This window comes from Pseudoalteromonas sp. NZS71_1, from assembly GCF_015864305.1.
Classification (GTDB): domain Bacteria; phylum Pseudomonadota; class Gammaproteobacteria; order Enterobacterales; family Alteromonadaceae; genus Pseudoalteromonas; species Pseudoalteromonas arctica.
This window is the reverse complement of record NZ_JADYXM010000003.1, coordinates 241,570-262,592: the sequence shown is the minus strand read 5'-3', so window position 1 is coordinate 262,592 and position 21,023 is coordinate 241,570. Positions and strand designations below refer to the sequence as shown.

At 38.5% G+C, this 21,023-nt stretch carries 21 protein-coding genes; 6 read left to right on the top strand and 15 right to left on the bottom strand.

Translation table 11 applies throughout. The features are described 5' to 3' along the window. Nucleotides 1–49: 49 nt before the first annotated feature. The 8 genes from I6F43_RS06495 to murJ all read right to left on the bottom strand — a co-directional run bounded on the left by I6F43_RS06495 (nt 50) and on the right by murJ (nt 9,108). Nucleotides 50–751, bottom strand: a complete 702-nt coding sequence (locus tag I6F43_RS06495; RefSeq protein WP_197101529.1) for a LytR/AlgR family response regulator transcription factor — start codon at nt 749–751, stop codon at nt 50–52. Then, nucleotides 748–1,782: a sensor histidine kinase gene (locus tag I6F43_RS06490; RefSeq protein WP_010555108.1), complete on the bottom strand. Its 1,035-nt coding sequence runs from the start codon at nt 1,780–1,782 to the stop codon at nt 748–750. Before I6F43_RS06490 ends, I6F43_RS06495 begins: the two co-directional genes overlap by 4 nt. Before the next feature lie 39 nt (nt 1,783–1,821). Continuing rightward, complete coding sequence (ispH, locus tag I6F43_RS06485) at nt 1,822–2,751, bottom strand: 4-hydroxy-3-methylbut-2-enyl diphosphate reductase (protein WP_007581370.1); 930 nt, start codon at nt 2,749–2,751, stop codon at nt 1,822–1,824. Beyond that, entirely contained in the window at nt 2,751–3,191 is a 441-nt protein-coding gene (gene fkpB / locus I6F43_RS06480; protein ID WP_002958231.1) for an FKBP-type peptidyl-prolyl cis-trans isomerase, read from the bottom strand. Before fkpB ends, ispH begins: the two co-directional genes overlap by 1 nt. Continuing rightward, nucleotides 3,188–3,688, bottom strand: a complete 501-nt coding sequence (gene lspA, locus I6F43_RS06475; RefSeq protein ID WP_007376920.1) for a signal peptidase II — start codon at nt 3,686–3,688, stop codon at nt 3,188–3,190. The genes fkpB and lspA overlap by 4 nt, the downstream gene beginning before the upstream one ends. A gap of 12 nt (nt 3,689–3,700) precedes the next feature. Continuing rightward, nucleotides 3,701–6,529 (bottom strand): isoleucine--tRNA ligase, encoded by a 2,829-nt coding sequence (gene ileS, locus I6F43_RS06470; RefSeq protein ID WP_197101527.1) that lies wholly within the window; start codon nt 6,527–6,529, stop codon nt 3,701–3,703. A gap of 5 nt (nt 6,530–6,534) precedes the next feature. After that, entirely contained in the window at nt 6,535–7,485 is a 951-nt protein-coding gene (gene ribF / locus I6F43_RS06465) for a bifunctional riboflavin kinase/FAD synthetase (RefSeq protein WP_197101517.1), read from the bottom strand. 84 nt (nt 7,486–7,569) lie between these two features. Then, nucleotides 7,570–9,108, bottom strand: coding sequence for a murein biosynthesis integral membrane protein MurJ (murJ, locus tag I6F43_RS06460; protein ID WP_033012718.1), 1,539 nt, complete (start codon nt 9,106–9,108; stop codon nt 7,570–7,572). Nucleotides 9,109–9,403: 295 nt separating this feature from the next. Between murJ and rpsT the strand changes: the two genes are divergently transcribed. After that, entirely contained in the window at nt 9,404–9,664 is a 261-nt protein-coding gene (rpsT, locus tag I6F43_RS06455; RefSeq protein ID WP_002958225.1) for a 30S ribosomal protein S20, read from the top strand. Nucleotides 9,665–9,739: 75 nt separating this feature from the next. On the opposite strand, the gene I6F43_RS06450 is transcribed toward rpsT, so the two are convergent. After that, entirely contained in the window at nt 9,740–10,123 is a 384-nt protein-coding gene (locus I6F43_RS06450) for a response regulator (RefSeq protein ID WP_002958224.1), read from the bottom strand. 113 nt (nt 10,124–10,236) lie between these two features. Between I6F43_RS06450 and I6F43_RS06445 the strand changes: the two genes are divergently transcribed. After that, nucleotides 10,237–10,680, top strand: a complete 444-nt coding sequence (locus I6F43_RS06445; protein WP_170072081.1) for a hypothetical protein — start codon at nt 10,237–10,239, stop codon at nt 10,678–10,680. Between the two features lie 106 nt (nt 10,681–10,786). After that, entirely contained in the window at nt 10,787–11,032 is a 246-nt protein-coding gene (locus I6F43_RS06440) for a hypothetical protein (protein ID WP_197101516.1), read from the top strand. Nucleotides 11,033–11,235: 203 nt separating this feature from the next. On the opposite strand, the gene I6F43_RS06435 is transcribed toward I6F43_RS06440, so the two are convergent. Both I6F43_RS06435 and I6F43_RS06430 read right to left on the bottom strand, forming a co-directional pair. Next, nucleotides 11,236–11,382, bottom strand: a complete 147-nt coding sequence (locus I6F43_RS06435) for a hypothetical protein (protein ID WP_165744528.1) — start codon at nt 11,380–11,382, stop codon at nt 11,236–11,238. Nucleotides 11,383–11,478: 96 nt separating this feature from the next. Continuing rightward, nucleotides 11,479–12,399: a 2-hydroxyacid dehydrogenase gene (locus tag I6F43_RS06430; protein ID WP_197101515.1), complete on the bottom strand. Its 921-nt coding sequence runs from the start codon at nt 12,397–12,399 to the stop codon at nt 11,479–11,481. 129 nt (nt 12,400–12,528) lie between these two features. Here I6F43_RS06430 and I6F43_RS06425 point away from each other — a divergent pair, with 129 nt between their 5' ends. Then, the gene (locus tag I6F43_RS06425; protein WP_197101514.1) at nt 12,529–14,235 is read left to right on the top strand and encodes a GNAT family N-acyltransferase; all 1,707 of its coding nucleotides are present in this window, start codon (nt 12,529–12,531) and stop codon (nt 14,233–14,235) included. Between the two features lie 46 nt (nt 14,236–14,281). Here the strand turns inward: I6F43_RS06425 and dapE are convergent, their stop codons facing one another. Then, a complete protein-coding gene (gene dapE / locus I6F43_RS06420) occupies nt 14,282–15,466 on the bottom strand; it encodes a succinyl-diaminopimelate desuccinylase (protein ID WP_197101513.1) in 1,185 nt (394 codons plus the stop codon). Between the two features lie 263 nt (nt 15,467–15,729). On the opposite strand from dapE, the gene I6F43_RS06415 reads away from it, so the two are divergent. Then, a complete protein-coding gene (locus tag I6F43_RS06415; protein ID WP_002958218.1) occupies nt 15,730–16,383 on the top strand; it encodes an OmpW/AlkL family protein in 654 nt (217 codons plus the stop codon). Nucleotides 16,384–16,463: 80 nt separating this feature from the next. Here I6F43_RS06415 and I6F43_RS06410 read toward each other — a convergent pair whose 3' ends face one another. Continuing rightward, complete coding sequence (locus tag I6F43_RS06410) at nt 16,464–16,997, bottom strand: thioesterase family protein (protein ID WP_002958217.1); 534 nt, start codon at nt 16,995–16,997, stop codon at nt 16,464–16,466. A 105-nt stretch (nt 16,998–17,102) separates the two neighbouring features. Here I6F43_RS06410 and I6F43_RS06405 point away from each other — a divergent pair, with 105 nt between their 5' ends. After that, entirely contained in the window at nt 17,103–17,597 is a 495-nt protein-coding gene (locus tag I6F43_RS06405; protein WP_007581357.1) for a hypothetical protein, read from the top strand. A 28-nt stretch (nt 17,598–17,625) separates the two neighbouring features. Here the strand turns inward: I6F43_RS06405 and tyrR are convergent, their stop codons facing one another. Next, nucleotides 17,626–19,182, bottom strand: coding sequence for a transcriptional regulator TyrR (tyrR, locus tag I6F43_RS06400; RefSeq protein WP_010555118.1), 1,557 nt, complete (start codon nt 19,180–19,182; stop codon nt 17,626–17,628). A gap of 193 nt (nt 19,183–19,375) precedes the next feature. Further along, nucleotides 19,376–20,956, bottom strand: coding sequence for a cellulose biosynthesis protein BcsG (gene bcsG, locus I6F43_RS06395; protein ID WP_121954444.1), 1,581 nt, complete (start codon nt 20,954–20,956; stop codon nt 19,376–19,378). Nucleotides 20,957–21,023 lie beyond the last annotated feature (67 nt).

Sequence of the window (21,023 nt, the reverse complement as noted above, 5' to 3'; positions counted from 1 at the left end):
TTAAATGTAAATGCATTTAAGTCAGAGGCAACTTAATTGCGAAATAAGTCTAAAGCGTATTTTTAACTAATTTAAGCTCGCGGCGGCTCACTGGCAATAACTCACTGCACCCTTGTAGCTCAATCATATGATTGCCATTCCCTTTTGAATGCAAGGCTATTACTTTTTGTTTATTCACTAAAGTATTGCGGTGAATTCGTAAAACATATGCGGGATATTGCAGCTCTAATTGCTTTAGGCTTTGCTCCAGTAAAGCCTCTCCACCCGAGAATATCATTTTGGTATACTTTTCTTCGGCACTAAAGTACAAAACATCATTTATATCAACACTACGTAGAGTACCAGCTAGCTGATAAGAGATTTTTACATTTTGTTGTTTTTGAATATGTACTTTATTTAAACGCCCAACTTGCTTAAGCACCTTTTGCAATGATTGCTCTGAAATAGGTTTAACTAAATAACCTGCAGCGCTTAATTGTAAAGCATCGAAGGCATGCTCAGGGTGAGCAGTTATAAAAACAATAGCAGGAGGTAGAGTTAAACTATTGAGCTCATTAGCAACTTGTAAACCATTCATACCAGGCATATCAACATCTAAAAAAATCAAATCCGGCGTTTGCTTTTTAGCAAGTACTAGGGCTTCATTACCATTACTTGCCTCACCTTGTACAACTATACTTTTATCATGTGTTAACAAACGGATTAAGCGAGATCTCGCAAGAGGTTCATCATCAACAATGAGTACATTCATACACTGCCCTCAATTAGCTTAGGGATAACGACCTTGACCCTAAACACATCATTTTTATTAGTAATTGTTAGCTGCGCTTTATTTTTATAATAAATATTTAATCGCTGGCGAATATTTTCAAGCGCCATTCCGTTATTAGGCCTAGTTTGAGCATTAGAAATTGTTATAGGGTTAGAAACAATCATGGTTATATAGCCGGTAGTGATATGTAGCTCTACTTTTATTTCTGCACCATGCTCACTTGTTTCAACGCCGTGGCATACCGCATTTTCAATTAATGGCTGCAGGGTTAAGCAAGGAATACTCAATGCGGGTAGTTCATTAGGTATTTGCCAATCAACTCTTAAGCGATTACCAAAACGCCACGTTTCAAGTGCGATATATTGCTTACTCAGCGTTATTTCATCTTCAAGAGATACATTCTTCCCCGAGTGCATTGCAGCCTGCGATAAGGCGGCTAATGCTAAAATAGCCTGTTCTGCCGCATCGGCATCATGATGAGTAAGTTCTGCAGCAGTGTTTAAACTATTATATAAAAAATGAGGACGTATTCTAGCTTGTAGGGCATCAAGCTCAGCACGAGAAAGCGCTTTAGTTTGCTGCTCTTTTTCAAAATGAATTAATAAAAACTGGACGAATAAAGCCGCCAGTAAAGCCACTATAATGCAATTGCGAAGTGTGAAATAAATTAGGTTATTTGTATCATCTATATCAAAAGCAAAATGAGAAAATAAAATACTAAAAATACAGGTAGATAATAAAAAAAAGGCAAAAAATAGACTTAATTGAAAAGTTTGAGTACGTTTTTGTAAGAAAAATCTACAGAAGTATAAAGAAGAGGTACCGACTAAAACAATTAAATGCATAAACAAACTAATGATCCCAAGTCGTAGCCAAATATCTCCTTCTACATTAGGTGCAAAAGCTAAAACAATAGCAATAACTTGAGAAACAATAAGCGTGGCTAATACGCCTCGCTCATTAAAAAGAGCCGAAAAAAGCAAACCATCATTTTGAAGTGACTTGCTCATAACGACTCTCCTTTAATCTAAATGTTTAATATATTTAAATTAACGTAGCTCTACAGGAACAGCAAATACTATATTTTCTACTTCACCTGGGTTCTCAACAACCTGTGTGCCACCAAGCTCTTTTAATCGGCTTATTACTTGTTGTACAAGTACTTCTGGCGCAGATGCTCCCGCAGTTACGCCAACTGATTTAGAGCCTGAAACCCACTGCTCTTGTACATCAGTTGCGTCATCAATTAAATAAGCAACTGTGCCCATTTTATCTGCAAGTTCACGTAAGCGATTAGAGTTAGAGCTATTTTTAGCGCCAACAACTAATAGCACATCAACTTTATCAGCTAAGTCACGAACAGCGTCTTGACGATTTTGCGTTGCATAACAAATGTCATCTTTACGAGGTCCGTCAATTGATGGAAACTTATTGCGTAGTGCATCAATAACATCTGCTGTGTCATCAACTGAGAGTGTTGTTTGGCTGCAATAAAAAAGATTTTCAGCATTTTTTACATTAAGCGCAACAACATCATCAACGGTTTCAACAAGATAAATGCCACCGGCTGAGTTATCATATTGTCCCATTGTTCCCTCTACTTCAGGGTGGCCATGGTGTCCAATTAAAATACACTCAATACCTTTACGACTCGCACGTGTAACTTCCATATGTACTTTAGTTACAAGCGGACACGTTGCATCAAATACTTTTAAATCACGACGTTTAGCTTCGCTGCGAACAGCTTGCGAAACACCATGTGCACTAAAAATAACAATGCTGTCGTCAGGTACTTGATCAAGCTCTTCAACAAATACCGCACCACGACTTTTTAATCCATCAACCACATAGCGGTTATGTACTACTTCGTGGCGCACATAAATTGGCTTTTCAAAAATATCTAGGGCGCGCTCAACAATACTAATAGCACGGTCAACACCAGCGCAAAAGCCGCGTGGATTAGCTAGTAATATTTCCATTAACCTTCCACCTCAATAATATCAACTTCAAACGTTAAACGTTGGCCAGATAAAGGGTGATTAAAATCAATCGTTACCGACTCACCTTGCACTTCGCGAACTAATCCAGGAAGCTCAGTACCGTCTGGTTGAGTAAACGCAATAATTGCACCTACCTTAGCTGGTGTTTCTGGGCCAAATTTACTACGGTCAACGTAGTAAATATTATCTGGATTTGGCTGACCAAACGCATCTTCAGGTTCTAATTCAAACGTTTTACTTTCGCCTGCAGTTAAACCTAATAAACACTTTTCGAAGTTTGCCGTTAAACTGCCATCGCCCATTGTTAATTTAGCAGGTTTGTTGTGCACCTTGGTAGAATCGGCGGCAGAGCCATCTTCTAATTTAATAGAAAAATGGAAAATAACTTGCGAGTTTTCACCAATTACAGCTTGGCTCATGCTTTATGCTCCTTCGGACTCTCGCCGGTAAAGGCATCAAATAACAATAATGCTGCGCCAATACAAATAGCGCAATCAGCAATATTAAATACAGGAAAATGTGAGTCTTTATAAAATACGTGAATAAAGTCGATTACATAACCATACGCAATACGATCGTATAAATTACCAATAGCGCCTGCAAGTACCAGTGCATAAGCACCGCATAGTACTTTGTTTGTTGCAGGTAAGCGTTTTAGCCACCACACAAGCAAAGCACTAATAGCAATGGCAATCGCACTTAAAAACCAACGCTGCCAACCACCCGCTTCACTTAAGAAGCTATAAGCAGCACCATAGTTATGCACATAAGTAATACTAAAAACAGGGAGTAAGTTTATCGACTCTTGATAAGCCATAGTCCCTACAACAAGTGTTTTACTGGCAAAGTCTATTACTAGTAGTAATAGACTCAACCAAAGCCACACTAAACCACTTTTTTGGGCTAGTTTGCTCACTAAGAATAACTCCTAAGCGAATTGACGCTTTTCGCCTTCGCCGTCAACATTACTTACACAACGACCACAAATTTCAGGATGAGCAGGGTTAACACCTACATCTTCACTGTAATGCCAACAACGCTCACATTTCGCAGCATCTGTTGCAGCAACACTAATGAATAAACCTTCAATTTCGGTAGTTTGTGTATCAGCTGGCTGACTATCAACTTCAGAAACATTTACGGCCGATGTTAATAATACAAAACGCAGTTCATCACCAAGCGCATTTAATTTAGCGGCAAGCTCTTTACCAGTAAATAAATTAACCGTTGCTTGAAGCGTTGCACCAATGACTTCTTCTTTACGTGCAGCTTCTAATAAGCGGTTTACTTCGTCGCGTACTGTTAGAATTTCTAACCAGTCATCGTTACTAAATTGGCTATTTGTTGGCGCTTGTAAGCCATCATACCAAACAGATGTAAATACGTAGTCACTACGCTCACCCGGTAAAGCTTCCCAAATTTCTTGTGCGGTAAAGCTCATAATAGGTGCCATCCAACGCGTCATTGCTTCTGCAATATGATAAAGCGCTGTTTGACAAGAACGACGTGCATGGCTGTCACTCTTAGCTGTGTACTGACGATCTTTAATAACGTCTAAATAGAACGAACCAAGCTCACCCGTACAGAAGTTCATTAGCTTTTGCGTTACTAATAGCATTTGGTAGCTATCGTATGCGGCTAAAATTTCGTCTTGCAACTGAGCAGCACGACCAACAATCCACTTATCAAGCTCAACCATATCATCAACAGCAACTTGATCAGTTTTTGGCTCAAAACCATTTAGGTTAGCTAGTAAGTAACGGCTAGTGTTACGAATACGGCGGTAGCGATCGGCAGAGCGCTTAAATATTTCATCCGACACAGTCATTTCTGCCGTGTAATCGGTAGAGGCAACCCATAAACGTAGAATGTCGGCACCTAGTTTATTCATCACATTTTGTGGTGAAATAACATTGCCTAGTGACTTAGACATTTTTCGGCCGTTTTCATCAACAGTAAAACCATGAGTCAATACTTGGCGGTATGGCGCATGACCATTAATAGCCACTGATGTCATCATTGATGACATAAACCAACCACGGTGTTGATCAGAACCTTCAAGGTATAAATCAGCTGGACCAACCAAGTCTTCACGTGCGTCTACAACACATGCGTGTGAAACACCTGAGTCAAACCATACATCTAGCGTATCTTGCACTTTCATGTATTGCTTGGCATCTTCTTCACCAAGTAATGTAGCTGGTTCTAAATCGTACCATGCCTGAATACCAGATTTTTCAACTAGCTGTGCAGCTTGCTCAATGAGTTCTTGAGTATTTGGATGAAGTGCACCGGTATCTTTATCAGCAAACAATGCAATTGGCACACCCCAAGTACGTTGGCGAGATATACACCAATCTGGGCGGCTTTCAACCATGTTCGAAATACGGCTTTCGCCCCACTCTGGCAACCACTGCGTGTTTTTAATTTCTTTTAAAGAATCTTCACGCAAGTTAGCCTGATCCATACTTACAAACCATTGTGGTGTAGCACGGAAAATAATCGGTGTTTTATGGCGCCAACAATGTGGGTAACTATGAGTTATAGCATGATGATGCATTAATGCACCGTGCTCTTTTAATACTTCAATTACGCTCGCATTTGCTTTAAATACATGCTGACCTGCAAAAAGTTCAGTATCTGGTAAATAAACGCCATTAGCGCCAACAGGGTTAGCTACTTCAAGGTTGTAATTTAAACCAGCCACGAAATCTTCTTGACCATGCCCTGGTGCTGTATGTACAACACCGGTACCTGAGTCAGTCGTTACGTGTTCTGCAACAATCACGGGTACATTAAAATCATAAAAAGGATGGGCTACTTGTAAGTTTTCAAGTGCAGCACCTTTTACATAACCTAATACGTGGAAGTGATTAAAACCAAAGCGGTCCATTGCATCTTTAACAAGCTCAGAGCCTAAAATTAGACGTTGTTGTACGCCTTCATCTTCAACCTGCACCAATGCATATTCTAAATCGGCATGCACAGCTACTGCGCGGTTTGCTGGAAGCGTCCACGGTGTTGTTGTCCAAATAACAGTACCAACACTGCCTTCACCTTTATGACCATCAGCCAAATCAAATGCACTTACAACAGCATCTTGATCAACAAATGTAAAACGTACATCAATCGCTGGTGATTGCTTGTCTTGGTACTCAACTTCAGCTTCTGCTAATGCAGAACCACAATCTGTACACCAATGCACAGGCTTAGCACCTTTATGCAAATGACCTTTTTCAATAATACGACCAAGTACACGAATTGCATTCGCTTCAAAGTCAAAGTTCATTGTTAAGTAAGGCTTATCCCAATCTGCAAATACGCCTAAACGTTTAAAATCAACTTTTTGACCTTCAACTTGTTTTTTAGCGTATGCACGGCATTTTTCACGAAACTCGCTCGCGGTTACTTTTACGCCCGGCTTGCCTACTTTTTTCTCAACCATTAACTCGATTGGTAAACCATGACAATCCCAACCTGGGACTAATGGTGAATCAAAGTCAGATAATGTTTTAGACTTAACAATAATGTCTTTTAATATTTTATTAACTGAGTGGCCTAAATGGATATCGCCATTTGCATACGGAGGGCCGTCATGCAAAATAAAGGTCTTTTTACCTTTCTTAGCGCTGCGAATTTGACCGTACAGGTCGTCTTCATACCATGCTTTAAGCATTTTTGGTTCACGTTGTGCCAAATTGCCACGCATTGGAAACGGTGTTTCCGGTAAGTTCAAAGTATGTTTATAGTCGCTCATTTATCCTACATTCCGTCTCTATCGGCTACCTGATTTAAACCAAAACACTGCTTAGCGGCAGCAACATCAGTTGCTATTTGCGCCGTTAATTGTGTTAATGTCTCGAATTTTTTTTCGTTGCGAAGTTTTTTTATTAACTCCACATGCATAAATTGTCCGTAAATATCCTGTGCAAAATCAAAAAGGTGAACTTCTAATAATGCACGAGTTCCATTAAATGTCGGCTTATTGCCTACATTTGCAACTCCAAAAATCTGTTTTCCTGCAATCGTTGCTTGCACTGCAAACACCCCGTTGACAGGACACACTTGGCGTTTTAGGGCAATATTTGCCGTTCTAAAACCGAGTTCACGTCCTCTTTTCCAGCCGTGTATAACACGCCCAGAAATAGCATAATCGTGACCAAGCATTGTTTTAGCACTTGCTAAGTCACCAGATGCCAAAGCATCTCGTATTAAAGTGCTGCTTACTCTAGCATTTAATTGACGAAAACTCGCGGTGCTTTTTACGTCCATGCCCGCTTGCTTGCCCATGCTAGCAAGTAAGTCAAAGTTACCTTGGCGCTGCTTTCCAAACTTAAAATCATCGCCAACAGTGAGAGCTTTAACACCTAACTTTTTAATCAAAATATCATTAACAAATTGCTCAGCATGCATGTTTGCAAATTGCTGATTAAAGCTAATGCAAATAACTCGCTCAATACCTAAATCACTAAGCAAACGTAGCTTATCTCGTAAGCGCGTTAGCCGTGCTGGGGCATTTTTTTTAGCAAAAAATTCTTGTGGCTGGGGTTCAAATAGCATTACAGTGCTAGACAAACTATGCGCTTTAGCATCAGTAAGTAAGCCTTTTAGTACTTCTGCGTGGCCTAAATGAACACCGTCAAAATTACCAATAGTTAACACACAACCAAAGTGGTGTGGGCGAATATTGTGTATACCTCTAATTAACTCCATGCCACCTAATGCCTTGTTTAGCGAGCTATTAATTACGACTAAAAATTAATTAAAGCCGCAGAGTTGCCGATTATAATCTTTTTTTTAGTTTGATTCAGTAATTGCTACACTTTTTATCGTATTTAGTCTAACGCCCATCAAAAATAGCATTGCAAAGTAACTAATACCTGCCAAAGCCACGAGTGCTATTAATAAGACTACCTGCTGTGTAAAAGCCCATGTAGCCCAGTAATAGTAACTGCTCACAAACCATGTAACAGCTCCCATAACCATACTTGCAACAACACATTTAAGTGTAAAGCGCATACTCATTGATGAAAACTGATACACATTTTCTTTTTTAAGCTGCCTATACAGCAAAAATGCATTACAACTAGCCGATAGCGAAGTAGCGAGTGCTAATCCTAAATAACCAATAAAAGGAGCCAGCATAATATTAAATACCATATTCAACACTAAGGTAATAATACCAATACGCACCGGCGTTTTTGTGTCTTGACGAGCATAAAAGCCAGGAGCAAGTACTTTAATCAGCATAAAGCTTACAAGCCCTACTGAATATGCGACTACGCCTAAACTTACTGCTTTAACATGATCAACACTGTCTTCTTTAAACGCACCGTGGTCGAACAATACGGTGATAATAAGCGGGCTGATGATCATTAGACCTATCATTGCTGGTAGGCCTAAAAATATAACAAAACGCACCCCCCAGTCGAGAGTATGCTGAAAGTCACTACTTTTTTTACTGCTATGTAACCTAGAGAGCGCCGGTAAAATAACTGTCGCAATACCAATACCAAATAAGCCCAGCGGAAATTCAATTAAACGGTCTGAATAATAAAGCCATGCAATCGAGCCTGTCATCAGTAATGAAGCAATCATGGTATCAAGCAACAAATTAATTTGGCTAATAGATACGCCAAACAAAGCAGGAAGCATAAGTTTACGTACTTTTTTTACGTTTTCGTCTTGCCATGCCCAGCGTGGACGCGCCAACATTTTTGCACGGTATAAAAATGGAAGTTGAAACAATAACTGCACAACGCCACCAATAAATACGCCAATTGCGAGAGAATAAGCCCCGACACTAAATTTATCATGTAAAAAAATTGCACACGTAATAATAGAAACATTGAGTAAAACAGGTGTAAATGCAGCAACAGCAAAACGGTTATACACGTTCATTACCGCACCACTAAGCGCAACTAAGCTTACAAAAAACAAATAAGGGAATGTAAATTTAAGTAATGAACTTGCAAGTTCAAACTTTTCGGCATTGGGTCCGCCCTGCCACCAATCTATAAACCAACCGGTGCCAAACAATGCTGCAATAACGGGTGAAGCAACAACACCTATAATAGTGACAATCAGTAAAATGGTTCCTAATGTGCCTGCTGCTTGTGCAACAAAAAGTCTGACCTTGTCGTCGCCTTGCTGTTCTTTAATTTCACTCAGCACGGGTACAAATGCTTGTGCGAAGGCACCTTCTGCAAATAAACGACGTAAAAAATTAGGAATACGGTTAGCAAATAAAAAAACATCAGCCGCCGCACTTGCGCCTAATAAATTGGCAACGACTGCATCTCGAACGAGCCCTAAAATACGCGATATCATAGTCATACAACTAACAATCATACCGGAGCGAAATAAACCTTTTGACACCTTAAACCTACTCAAAAATCCTCAAGATAGGCGATTATGCCACAGTCTTTTTTATAAATCGCTTTAAAGCACTAGGCTGGGGGTCTGTGCTTTGTTACAATGTCGGTATTAACTGCTAAAGCGGCAAATTGATGCTCGTTATATGGTGCAGTTTTTCTTGGATTGTTAAATTTAAATTGACATTCATGATAGAAACAGGCATATTCCACGGCCTTTAATTTAAGCTTTATTTTAAGATTGTTAGGAGCAAACCTTGGCTAACATCAAGTCTGCAAAAAAACGCGCTATCACAAGCGAAAAAAACCGTCAGCACAACGCAAGCCGTCGTTCAATGATGCGCACTTACTTCAAAAAAGTAATTGTTGCTATTGAAGCGGGCGATAAAGAAGCTGCACAGCAAGCTTTTTCTGTTGCTACACCTATCCTAGACCGTTACGCAACTAAGGGTCTAATTCACAAAAACAAAGCAGCTCGTCATAAGAGCCGTATAGCAGCTAAGATTAAAGCTCTATAATTTGTTTTTGATAGAATATAAAAAACCGGCTTTTGCCGGTTTTTTTTTGTTTAAATTTTAAATGTACTTACTTTATTAGACATTTTCTAAATCTGGATAAAACTTCTTAAGCATTGCCGCTATTTTTTTAGGTGTAAATGGCTTTACTACAAACCCTTTAGCGCCTTTATCAATTGCATCCTTAACATTCTCAATACCTGAATGTGCCGACACCATAACCACATTTGTCTCTGGGCTTAATTCATTGATTTGTGCAATCAAATCTTTACCATCACCGTCTGGCAATTCAATGTCTAAAAAAATGATATTATAATTTGCAGCTTGGCACTCACTAATGCATTGTGAGGCAGTAGATGCTTCCTTTACGTTATCTATCCCTAAGTGCATGAGCGTTTGGCTCAAAAAACTACGCACTGTGCTAACGTCATCTACAATTAAAATTGATAGCTGCGTATTCATCTTTATTCCTCGTAGGCTATAAGCTAACTTTAAGTTATCATAATAATTAGCTTAGTATATAAATTTACTCATTTAATTATAGAGACCTACGGAAAAAAGGCCAGATTTGCTTTATGTCTAAAACCCCAAATAAACAATCGTTGCTAGGTAAAGCACCGGCTAGAAAAAAAACAGCGCAAAAAAGAAAACCACAGCGTTCTACTCAGCGCCCTTCACCGGCAGAGTTAAATTCCAGTGCAAAGAATGATACAAGCCAAAAAACAACGCAAAAAAAAGGACTGTTTATATCACTCGCTGTCGTTGCTGTAATAATTTTAGCTTTTCCAAAACCTACCTTACTCACCTATAAAAAATTAGGGATGGTAAGTGAGAGTGTTTACTGGCCCGGATTCTTTGGCAAGGGGGCTACTTTAATTGATTCAAACCTACACCCCACCTATGATTCTAGCCGTGAGTCCCTTTATTTATGCAGTGACTTGCAGAAACCGCAGAGCTGCCAAAAGTATCAAGTAATTGCTGATAATGGTTTATTTTCAGCAATCGGCAGCTACTTTTAGCATTAAAAAAACTAATCTGAAAATTTAAAATTACTTGGTTGAAAGGTGCGCAAAAGATCAACATAATGGCGCTCCTTTTTTCAACAACTGAACTATTGAAACGACCATGCTAAACGAGCTAGATTGGCTTTTAAATACTACACTACTTGCACTAGGTTTAGGTGCATTCTTTATTAACCATATAACACTGCTGCGCGTTGCCGCCATTAGTGCGTGTGGTTTATTATTCTTATCATTTAGCTTAGATCTTATGTCGTCGAGTGTTATTTCAAATATGAGTTTAGTGTTGATCAATACTTTTTACTTGTTTAAAGTTTATACATTTGGGCAATTTAATGTAACCCAAAGTTAACAACTTTTCCCTAGAATATTTAATAGCCCAGCATTGCTGGGCTTTTTTATTAAGAATTCAAAAATATTAAAAAGCACTTTGAACCAAGGTGAAAATTAGAACTTCAAGCGACACGCCAACACTACTGTGAAAGTAGTGCTAGTGGGCTGCAAAAAAAATGATGCGAAGAAACACTAAAACTGAGGAATACATAGTAAGTAAAGTTAGTCCGCTACTGTTAACTCGCTTTTGGTTTGTATTTTAGATGGACTATCTTCAGCGTTAGCCTGATTAAACCAAGCTGAAACACCTAGTATAATAATTGAAACAATAACTAGGCTTAATTTAACGCCACTTTGACTCGATTTCATAACACCCTCTTTATATTTTTATTAGTGAGAATACCTTTTACACTAATGAAAATTACAAATGTTAACAAGCTGTTTTTTAAACTAATTAGCTATCAGCTAATAACCTTTAGTTCTATCTACTGAATTATTGAGTGCTAAGCCCTTATTCAAACGTTCAATATTATCGGCTATTTGGTCTATAACACTATTTAAATCAGAAATCGCCGCGCAATGTGGTGTAAGCGTTATTTTGGGGCTCCCCCAGTAAGGGTGATTCGACGCTAAAGGTTCTTGATCAAATACGTCGAGTGTAGCTGCGCGTAAGCTATCGTTATTTAATGCACTTAGTAAGTCTTGTTCAACAACATGAGCACCACGTGCCACATTAATAACAACAGCATGTTTAGGTAGCTTTGCGAGCATTGAGTGATTAATAATGCCTGTCGTTGCTTGCGTAAGGGGTAATAGACATACAAGGTAGTCAACCTCAGGAAGCATACAATTAAGGCCTTCCTCGCCATAAAAAATTTCGACATTAGTTGCGCTTTTATTACTTTGCGCCCAGGCACTTACCTTAAAGCCATTATTTATAAGCTTTTGCGCGCATGCTTTACCTAATTCACCCATCCCAAGTATGCCGACATGTTTATTACTATGTGCCCGCTTTGGCTTCCATGTTTGCTGTGTTTGTTTAATGTAATACTCTTTTAAACGTAACTTTTGAGCTAACACATGTGTCAGTACATATTCCGCCATATCTTCAGCTAGTTGATTGTCAACAATGCGGACTACTTCAACACTTTCGTCGAGTAATGTTAAATCGATACTGTCTACGCCAGCACCAAATGACGACACAGCCTTTAAGTTAGGTAGCTGTGGCCACATAGATTCTGGCGCTTTCCACGCAAGTACAAAATCCACATCATGTGCGTTTTTGCAATCAGGCCATTGCTCTATCAGCGTATTTGGTAACCGCTCTTGTAACTTCGTCATTAGTTTTGTGTTGTCACGCCCAGTAATAGCAACTAATACAGACATAAATTCTCCTAACAATACACTGTTTATAAGTTTGCACTTTAAAAAGTCACACTACTGCAAAGTAACTGTCACACCCTTTTTTTAATCTTACATGTATGGCGAATTGGCCAAACGGAATATGAGGTTAATATGATAAGTGTTGATAAAGTAATTGCTGCAAACTTACCACAACTAGAGAACTCTCCTAAAGTAAAAGGTTTAGTAAAAAAAGGTCTAGGCTACTTATTGCATGAACAGGAGTTTGTTGCTTTTGGTGATGCCTACCCTCACCTACAAGGATTAGAATTTGTTGAACAAGTGCTTGATGAACTCAATTTTGATACCCGCTATAAACCTAAGCAGATAGAGCACATTCCTAACGAGGGTAAACTTGTTATCGTTGCAAATCACCCTATTGGTTCATTAGATGCTCTAGCACTTATTAAAGTACTTTCAACTGTAAGACAAGATTTAAAAGTAGTGGCAAACCGCATGTTGATGTCGGTTACCCCAATGCACTCACTTTTACTCCCCGTAGATAACTTATCAGGCATGAGCAATAAACAAGAGCTTAGTAATATACAAAACCATTTAAAAGACGAAGGTGCATTACTTATATTTCCGGCAGGAGAAGTATCGCGATTAGGGCCAACAGGTATTAAAGACTGCAAATGGAATAGTGGTTTTTTACGTATGGCAAAAAAAGCTAACTGCCCTATTTTACCTATTTATATTAAAGCCAAAAACAGTCCACTTTTTTATGGCACATCAATGATTTATAAACCTTTGGCAAGTTTACTATTAGTGGCCGAAATGTTTAAGCAGCGCCAAAAATCTTTAGAGTTTGAGATTGGCGCCTCTATCCCTCCTGAATCTTACTTAATAGAAAATCTTAAAGATAAAGAAGTTGTAAACCTCATCCGTAAACAGCTTTATAGGCTTACAACAAAAAAAGCACTGCCGCTAAAAACACAAACACCTATCGCTGTTCCCGAGTGCAGAAAAGAGCTAAAAAAAGCAATTGAGCAATGCCAACTACTTGGTAAAACACAAGACGGTATGCATATTCACCTATACCAGTATGTAGGTAGCTCACCTATTTTTAGAGAGTTAGGGCGCCTGAGAGAAATCGCGTTTAGAGCGGTAGGTGAAGGTAGCGGTAAACGTCGTGATATAGATAAATACGATATGGATTACCAGCACCTTGTACTGTGGGACCCCATGCAACTAGAACTGGTAGGTGCTTATCGATTAGCCTGCGCACAAGAGATAATACAAAAGCACGGCCGCAAAGGTTTATATACTGATAGCTTATTTTCTTACACCGACGATATGGCCCCTTACCTACAACAAGGAATTGAGCTTGGTCGCAGCTTTGTGCAGCCTAAATATTGGGGACGTAAAAGCCTCGATTATTTATGGTATGGCATTGGCGCTTTTATCAAAAACTATCCACAGTACAGATACTTGTTTGGTGCTGTAAGTGTATCAAACGCTCTACCCGAGCAAGCAAAGGCCATGCTCGTTTATTATTATCAGCATTATTATAAAAGTGGCATTGAATTAGCTACGCCTAATAATGAGTTTAAGTTAACCGAGCTACAGCTAACCCAGTGTAATACTCTTTTTAGCGGCAATGACGTGAAAGAAGATTTTGTAGAGCTAAAACATGTACTAGCTAATATAGGTGCTCAAGTCCCTACTTTATTTAAACAATACACTGAACTTTGTAAACCCGGTGGAGTGCAATTTTTAAGCTTTAGTATTGATCCCGATTTCAATAATTGTATTGATGGATTGGTATTGGTCGATCTTGAAAATGTAAAAGAAAATAAAGCCAAACGTTATTTAGAATAACCAATAAGAAGTGAGTCCTTATATCTATAAAGTACTCTATTTATATTTAATTATTAATAAATACTTGCTCAAGTAAAGTTGTATAAATAGCTTCAATTTTAAGTAAATCACTAATAGATACATGTTCGTTAACTTGATGAATCGTATTGTTTCGTACACCACATTCAATGACTTGAGTATGGGGGCTGGCAAAAAATCGTCCATCTGATGTCCCTCCATCTGTACTTAGTAATGGGTGACTTGATGTGTTTTTATAAATAGCCTGCTCAATATGAGTAAGTAAACTCCATCCCGTATTATGGCTTGTGTAATAAGGCTCGCATGGGCGTTCCCACTCAATCGTAAAATGCTCAGCAAACTTGTTTAGGGTCTTCATTAATTGCGTTTTAACTGCTGCACTACTGTAACCGTGGCTATAACGTACATTAAATGTAATCTCACAATGACTTGGCACTAAATTATCGACCACATTATTTATGTTAATTCCAGTCACTTGCAGTGTGGTTTTTGAGCTAGCCACATCGAGTAACCAGATCTGATCACTCAAGCTATTTACTATTTTTGCAGCAATATGAGCAGCATTGAGTGCGTTTTGAGGATAAGCTACATGACCTGCCTTACCAGTAACTAAAATCCGAGCTGAAAGCGCACCACGACGGCCATTCTTAACCGTATCGCCAACTTGTGCCACACTTGATGGCTCCCCGACAATACAGCCATCTAATACAACACCTTGCTTGGCAAGCTTATTAACTATTTCTTGAGAACCAAATTCAGCCTCTCCCTCTTCATCTGACGTGATAAGCCAGTAAAGAGTCCCTACTTTAGCGGATTTACTATTAATTAACTTTTTTGTGGCGCTAAGCATGGCGGCAACACCCCCTTTCATATCGGCCGCCCCTCTACCGTATATTGCATCATTTCGCACTCGCCCTTCAAAAGGAGGACTTAACCAACCGCTACTTGTTGCTGGTACTACATCAATGTGCCCTGAGAAAGCAACACATGGGCCTTCTTTGAATTTTATGCAGGCAATTAAATTAGTCACACCATTTATAGTAAATTGCTCGCAACTTAAACCTAAACCCAACAATTTAACTGCAAGCCAATCAATTGCACCCGCTTGGTTAGGGGTTACTGATTCAAAGCGAATTAGTGTTTGTAAGTGCTCTACAACTTCTTTTTGAATATCCGTTGTTTTTGATTTTTTTTCGAATGCTTCTAAAAACATGTTAAACACACTTTATTATTTAATGTGCCTTTATTAAAACGTGAGTTTATGACTAAGCGATGTCAGCCTTAATACATTCATATGACTGTTGATGAAATAAATATGTCAATCTTTTCAAAAGCAGAACGACGCTAAATTTAATCTAAATCAATAAAGCATTCCACAAGGTTAAAATGTTTTTTAAACTTTGATCTAGAACAGGTTTTCATTTTTATTGCTCGGTAATAATAGCGCCAATCAAACAGTAGTTCTTGGAGAACAACATGAAAACTCAAATTAGCATCGCATTATTAACCTCTTTATTAGCACTCTCTCCAGCTGCACACGCTAACTTTAGCGTAAATGTTGGCGCTATTAACGTAAACCCTGATAACAGTAGCTCAGCAATTAATGAAGCACCTACGCTGGGCCTTAAAGGTGATTCAGATACTCAACTAGGTATCACCGTAGATTATGCATTTAACGATCAATGGGTGTTAGAACTAATAGCAGCAACACCGTTTTCACACGATGTAAATGGCGCAGGCGGCTTAGCAGGCAACAAAATTGCAGATATAAAACAGCTTCCTCCTTCTTTAGTTGCGCAATACCACTTTTTAGACACAAGTTATGCGCTAAGACCTTTTATAGGCGTAGGCATAAACTACACTGCATTTTTTGATGAGCAACCTTCTCAAGCACTTAAAGCAACACTAGGAACAGACGATGTAGAAGTAAAATTAGATGATTCGTTTGGCTTTATGGCTCAGGTAGGTGCTAACTATAAAATTGATGCAAACTGGGGTCTACACGCCATGGTATCAATTATGGATATTGATACCGATGCCACTGTTTATGCTAATGGTGCAAAAGCACTTACATCAACTGTTGAGCTTGACCCCGTTGTTGCTATGTTCGGTGTTAGATACAGCTTTTAAAGCATATATAAAGTAGTACGTAGTTACCCAATTACAATGTGTGTTAAAAGGCCGAAAGGCCTTTTTTTCATTTGTAGAGATTAGGGCAGGTTACTTAACTTTTTCTGCTCTAGCATTTCTTTCCAGTGCATAACTTCACTTGGCAATATAGGTGTTTGGCCATCAAAACCAGCCACTTCAAGCATTTCTTCAATACTTATAATACCTTTTTTACTTTTAAATACACCGCGTACATAAGCAATAGCATGTAAACCTCGTTCTGAGTGAAACTTTTGCTCAATATAAAAGTATTTATGATCCCATCCAACTAACTTAGTACTTATTGTATATCGCTGCATAGGCTTAATATCACGAATATAAGTAATAGCAGTTGCGTTAACAATCGGAAACCAGCGACGCTTCATTATTTGTTTAAGCAAGCCAACGCGCTCAGTCATCCAAGTTCGAGATAAATCCATCATCGCGAGGTAACGTGAGTTTGTTAAATGTAAATTAATGTCACAATCAGTAGGTAGAGCTTTGTAATCAATATCTACCGTATCAAGTAAATTTTGATATTGCTTGTTACGTTTAATTTTAAAAAACAATAATAAAAGTCGAATATATAAGTTCACAAAAAAGGTCTTACCTGTTAAATTTATTCGAGTGTAGCATAGCCCCTTGCGAAGACGAATATTCTACTTTAATCTTAAATCACTATTACAATAAAAAGATAACTCATGAAGTCAAAACTAAAAATTATTACTGCGCTAACTCTATTAGTGCCTAGTTATAATGCTTTTGCCGATTTTTCATTACCGGGTAAAGGCTCTGTTACTTACCCTACTGGTGTAGTTAAAGAATTTAAATTTGGTTTTGAATGGCAGCAAAAAGCTGAAAAATTCACTATTGGCTCTAAAAGTTACAATATGGAGCAGATCCCTAGCTCTTACTCGGTAGCTATAACGCTTTCAAAAGATGACAGCCAAATATGGGTGCAAGAATTTAATAATGGATTTATTGAAGAGTTTGAATGGCAAATTGGCGAACATAAGATCACTTTAAAAAAGCAGCAATTTAGCGACCCCGTAAAAGGCGATTATGTTATTGAACTTAATGACCGTAGCTATTTTTTCACTCGTAATAACGCCAGCATTGTAATGAACTTTAATGAAGAAGGTATCGAGACGATTGCAATTGACGGGGTAACAAAAAATATGGGCACTAAAAATTAGTCCCCATATTTTAATTTATTTAGGCCAATTACACTTTTACTGTTTTTCGGTTAATACCGTAATCACGTAACTTATTAGCTACCGCGGTGTGACTTAGACCCAATCGCTTAGCTAACTGACGTGAGCTTGGATAAGCTGGGTAGAGTTTGCGAAGTAAAGTCGCTTCAAAGCGCTTAACAGCTTGATCTAGTGAGCCCTCAAAATCAGACTCTAAATACCCTAAATCATGGGTAAAAGTTGGTAACTGCAAATGCTCTACGCGAAGCTCGCTATCATCTAGTAACGACACTGCGCGGTAAATTGCATTTTCCAGCTGACGAACATTTCCTGGCCACGGATACTCTTGTAAAAAGCTCAAACACTCTTGTGATAAAACAGGAATTGCATGACCATTTTGTTGCGCATATTTTTGAATAAAATGCTCTGCAAGTGGTCCTACATCTGCTTTTCTATCTCTTAGTGGCGCTATTTCTAAAGTAAGCACGTTTATACGGTAATATAAGTCTTCTCTAAAAACCCCTTCTTGTACCATTGCAGGTAAGTCTTTTTGAGTAGCGGCAACAATACGTACATTTACTTTAACTTCGTTCTCATCGCCTACTTTTCTAAACGTACCATCTTGTAAAAAACGCAGTAACTTAGTTTGTAGTTGAGTCGACATTTCGCCAACTTCATCTAAAAATACAGTTCCACCATCGGCTTGCTCTAATACACCGCGCTTTGGCGCTGCATTTTCTTCGTACCCGGCATAACCAAATAACTCAGACTCAGCAACATCATCAGGAAGTGAAGCACACGACAGTGCAATAAAAGGTTTAACAGAACGATTAGATGCGTAATGGCACGCTCTAGCTAATAACTCTTTACCTGTTCCTGTTTCACCAGTAATCAAAATAGGGGCTTCTAGTTGCGCCATTTTGCGTGCTTCGCGCACAACTCGGCGCATTGCCGTACTAAAGTTATGAATAGTAGCAAAGCTTTCTTGCCCGTAACGTCTAAATGCACTGACTTGCTGCCCTAACCGACTTTGCGATTTAATGTTAATAACCGCACCAGCAAGCACATCACCTTCACTACCTTGAGGCACTGCAATTGGCAAAATGTCTGCAATAAAATCCTCACCAGCAACTTCAACGCGAGTAGTTTGTCCGAGTACTTCTTTACCTTCTAACCAGCGTGTAAAGTTAAAGCCTTTAAGCAGGTTATTAATATTTGCACCAATCACGTCTTTTTCAATTAGCTGTAAGTCTTTACATGCTGCATCGTTACATAAACGCACCCAGCCTTTAGCATCAATAGAGATAACCCCATCAGGCAATGCACGTAGTAAAGTATTTAATTCGTTGTGTTCACGCTCAGATGGTAAAAATGCAGTGGTACGCACATCATGTACGCCGTCGATTAAACGTATCGATGGCATAATTTTTTGGAATTGTTCAAATTCAATTTCGGGAAAACTAACGTACATACGACAATTTACAGAATCGACTTCAATTCCTTTCAAATCAACGCTGTAGTTAACTAATATATTAAGGATTTCTTGAGCAATACCAATTCGATCAGCACAGTGAATATCTAGACGCATACATCCTCAAAGAAGGAAAAACTATATTAGCCGAATAATACGCTAAGTCGCTTTGAGAAGGTAGTTTATTGTAAACATTTTTGGACAAAATAGCTTTTAGAGCCAAAGGGTGGGATGTAATTAAACGAAGAAAAACAGCACTGATATCTATATTTAACTATACCAGTGCTGTTTATTAAATCTTATTATGAGACTACTTACCTTGTGGGTAAGCTGACCAATCACCACCATCTAATTGTATGAATGGTCTTTGGTTAACATACATCATTATTGTGCCTTCATTTTCAGCAACTTTAGGTGCTTTAGGTAGGTTTTCAAGTAAATTAGCAACACTATTATTCCCACCAAACACATCAGTTTGCAGCGTCTTACTTACCAGCTCTGAAAGCGCAAAGTAACTTGTTGAATCATCAACCACAATTTGCGAGTAGTTTTGTACGTCTGGGCCTATAAATTTAATCGCTACAGGTACAGACACAATTGCAGGACTAGGGATTTCACGTAATCCTGCAAATTGTACTTTATCACCTTTTAAGTTAGCGCCGTGTTCAGGCACTATCATTAACATAACGTTGCGACCACGCTTTTCTAATTTTTTTACAAATTGGTTAATATCAGCAAACAAGTTTTTATGTCTGATTGGGTATGTCTCTTTACTATTCACCCTTGGTTGATTCTCTAGCTGATTACCGTCATGTAAACTTGTGGTGTTGTAGTACATCGCACACGGCTTACAATCATCAGCTTGCTCTAACCAACCATCCAGCACAGCTTCATCTGAGTAAATAGGGCTATTATCAAAACCTCGAAGCGCCACTGGCATTGAATCGATATTAAATGGCGTGCTATCTAGGCCACCATACTTATTTATTAAACCTTTAAACTCATCAAAATGTCCGTCGTGATTCATCACAACATTATTTTGATAACCTAGTTTCTCTAGGTTTTTAAACAAGTGACATTGTTCAGGTGCCTCTTTAAATAATGCCGTTTGACTAGTTTGGCCACAACTAGCGCGCAGTAGCCTTACCGCAGCTGGTCCGCTGTATGATGTAGCCGAATTAAAGTCTGAAAACACCACATCAAAGTCTTTATACATATCAGTAACACTTACACCAATAGCATTTAAATCAGCAACAGCCATTGAGCATATGTTCAAAATAATTACATCAAACAGTTCACCATTTACTTGGCTTGGAAAGTGACTCATTAATAAGCTTTGTTGTTGATAAAAATCAGCTAATTTTTGATCAGGAGATTGTGCTGCCTGAGTGATCACTTGTGTTTGAGGATTACTTTGACTCTGTGTAACCGGCTCAGGGTTAGCCACATTGTTAACAAATTGTGATTGAGAGTTACCCCCTTGCCATCCTACAACTAACAGCCCAACGATAGTGACTGTTGTAAAGCGTATCCATTGCGATGTATACCAAAAACACACACTAATTACGAACAAAGCCAATAACATATCAATGTTAATAACACGGGTTAATAACTCAATAAAGTAACCAAAACTAAAATCTTGAACGTTACCCGCTTGTTTAGTCAACCTGTTTATTGGTGGCAACCATGAGTCTTGGTAAAGTAATACCACAGCAAACACAGCACCTACTATATGTTTTGCCTTCTCTATTAATGGCTGTTTAAATTTAATCGCAAGCAACGCAGCAAAAGCCGCATTAGTTAATACGTTAAAATCAATTGCACCATAATAAAACAGAGCAAACTTAACTAAAAAATAAAGGTTCCAAACCCCTAAACCTGATAATTTCACTTCTTATCCTTTTTTACTGTATTTGGTGTATAAGGCTCTAGTACTTCATGTTTAAAAGTAAGCTTAT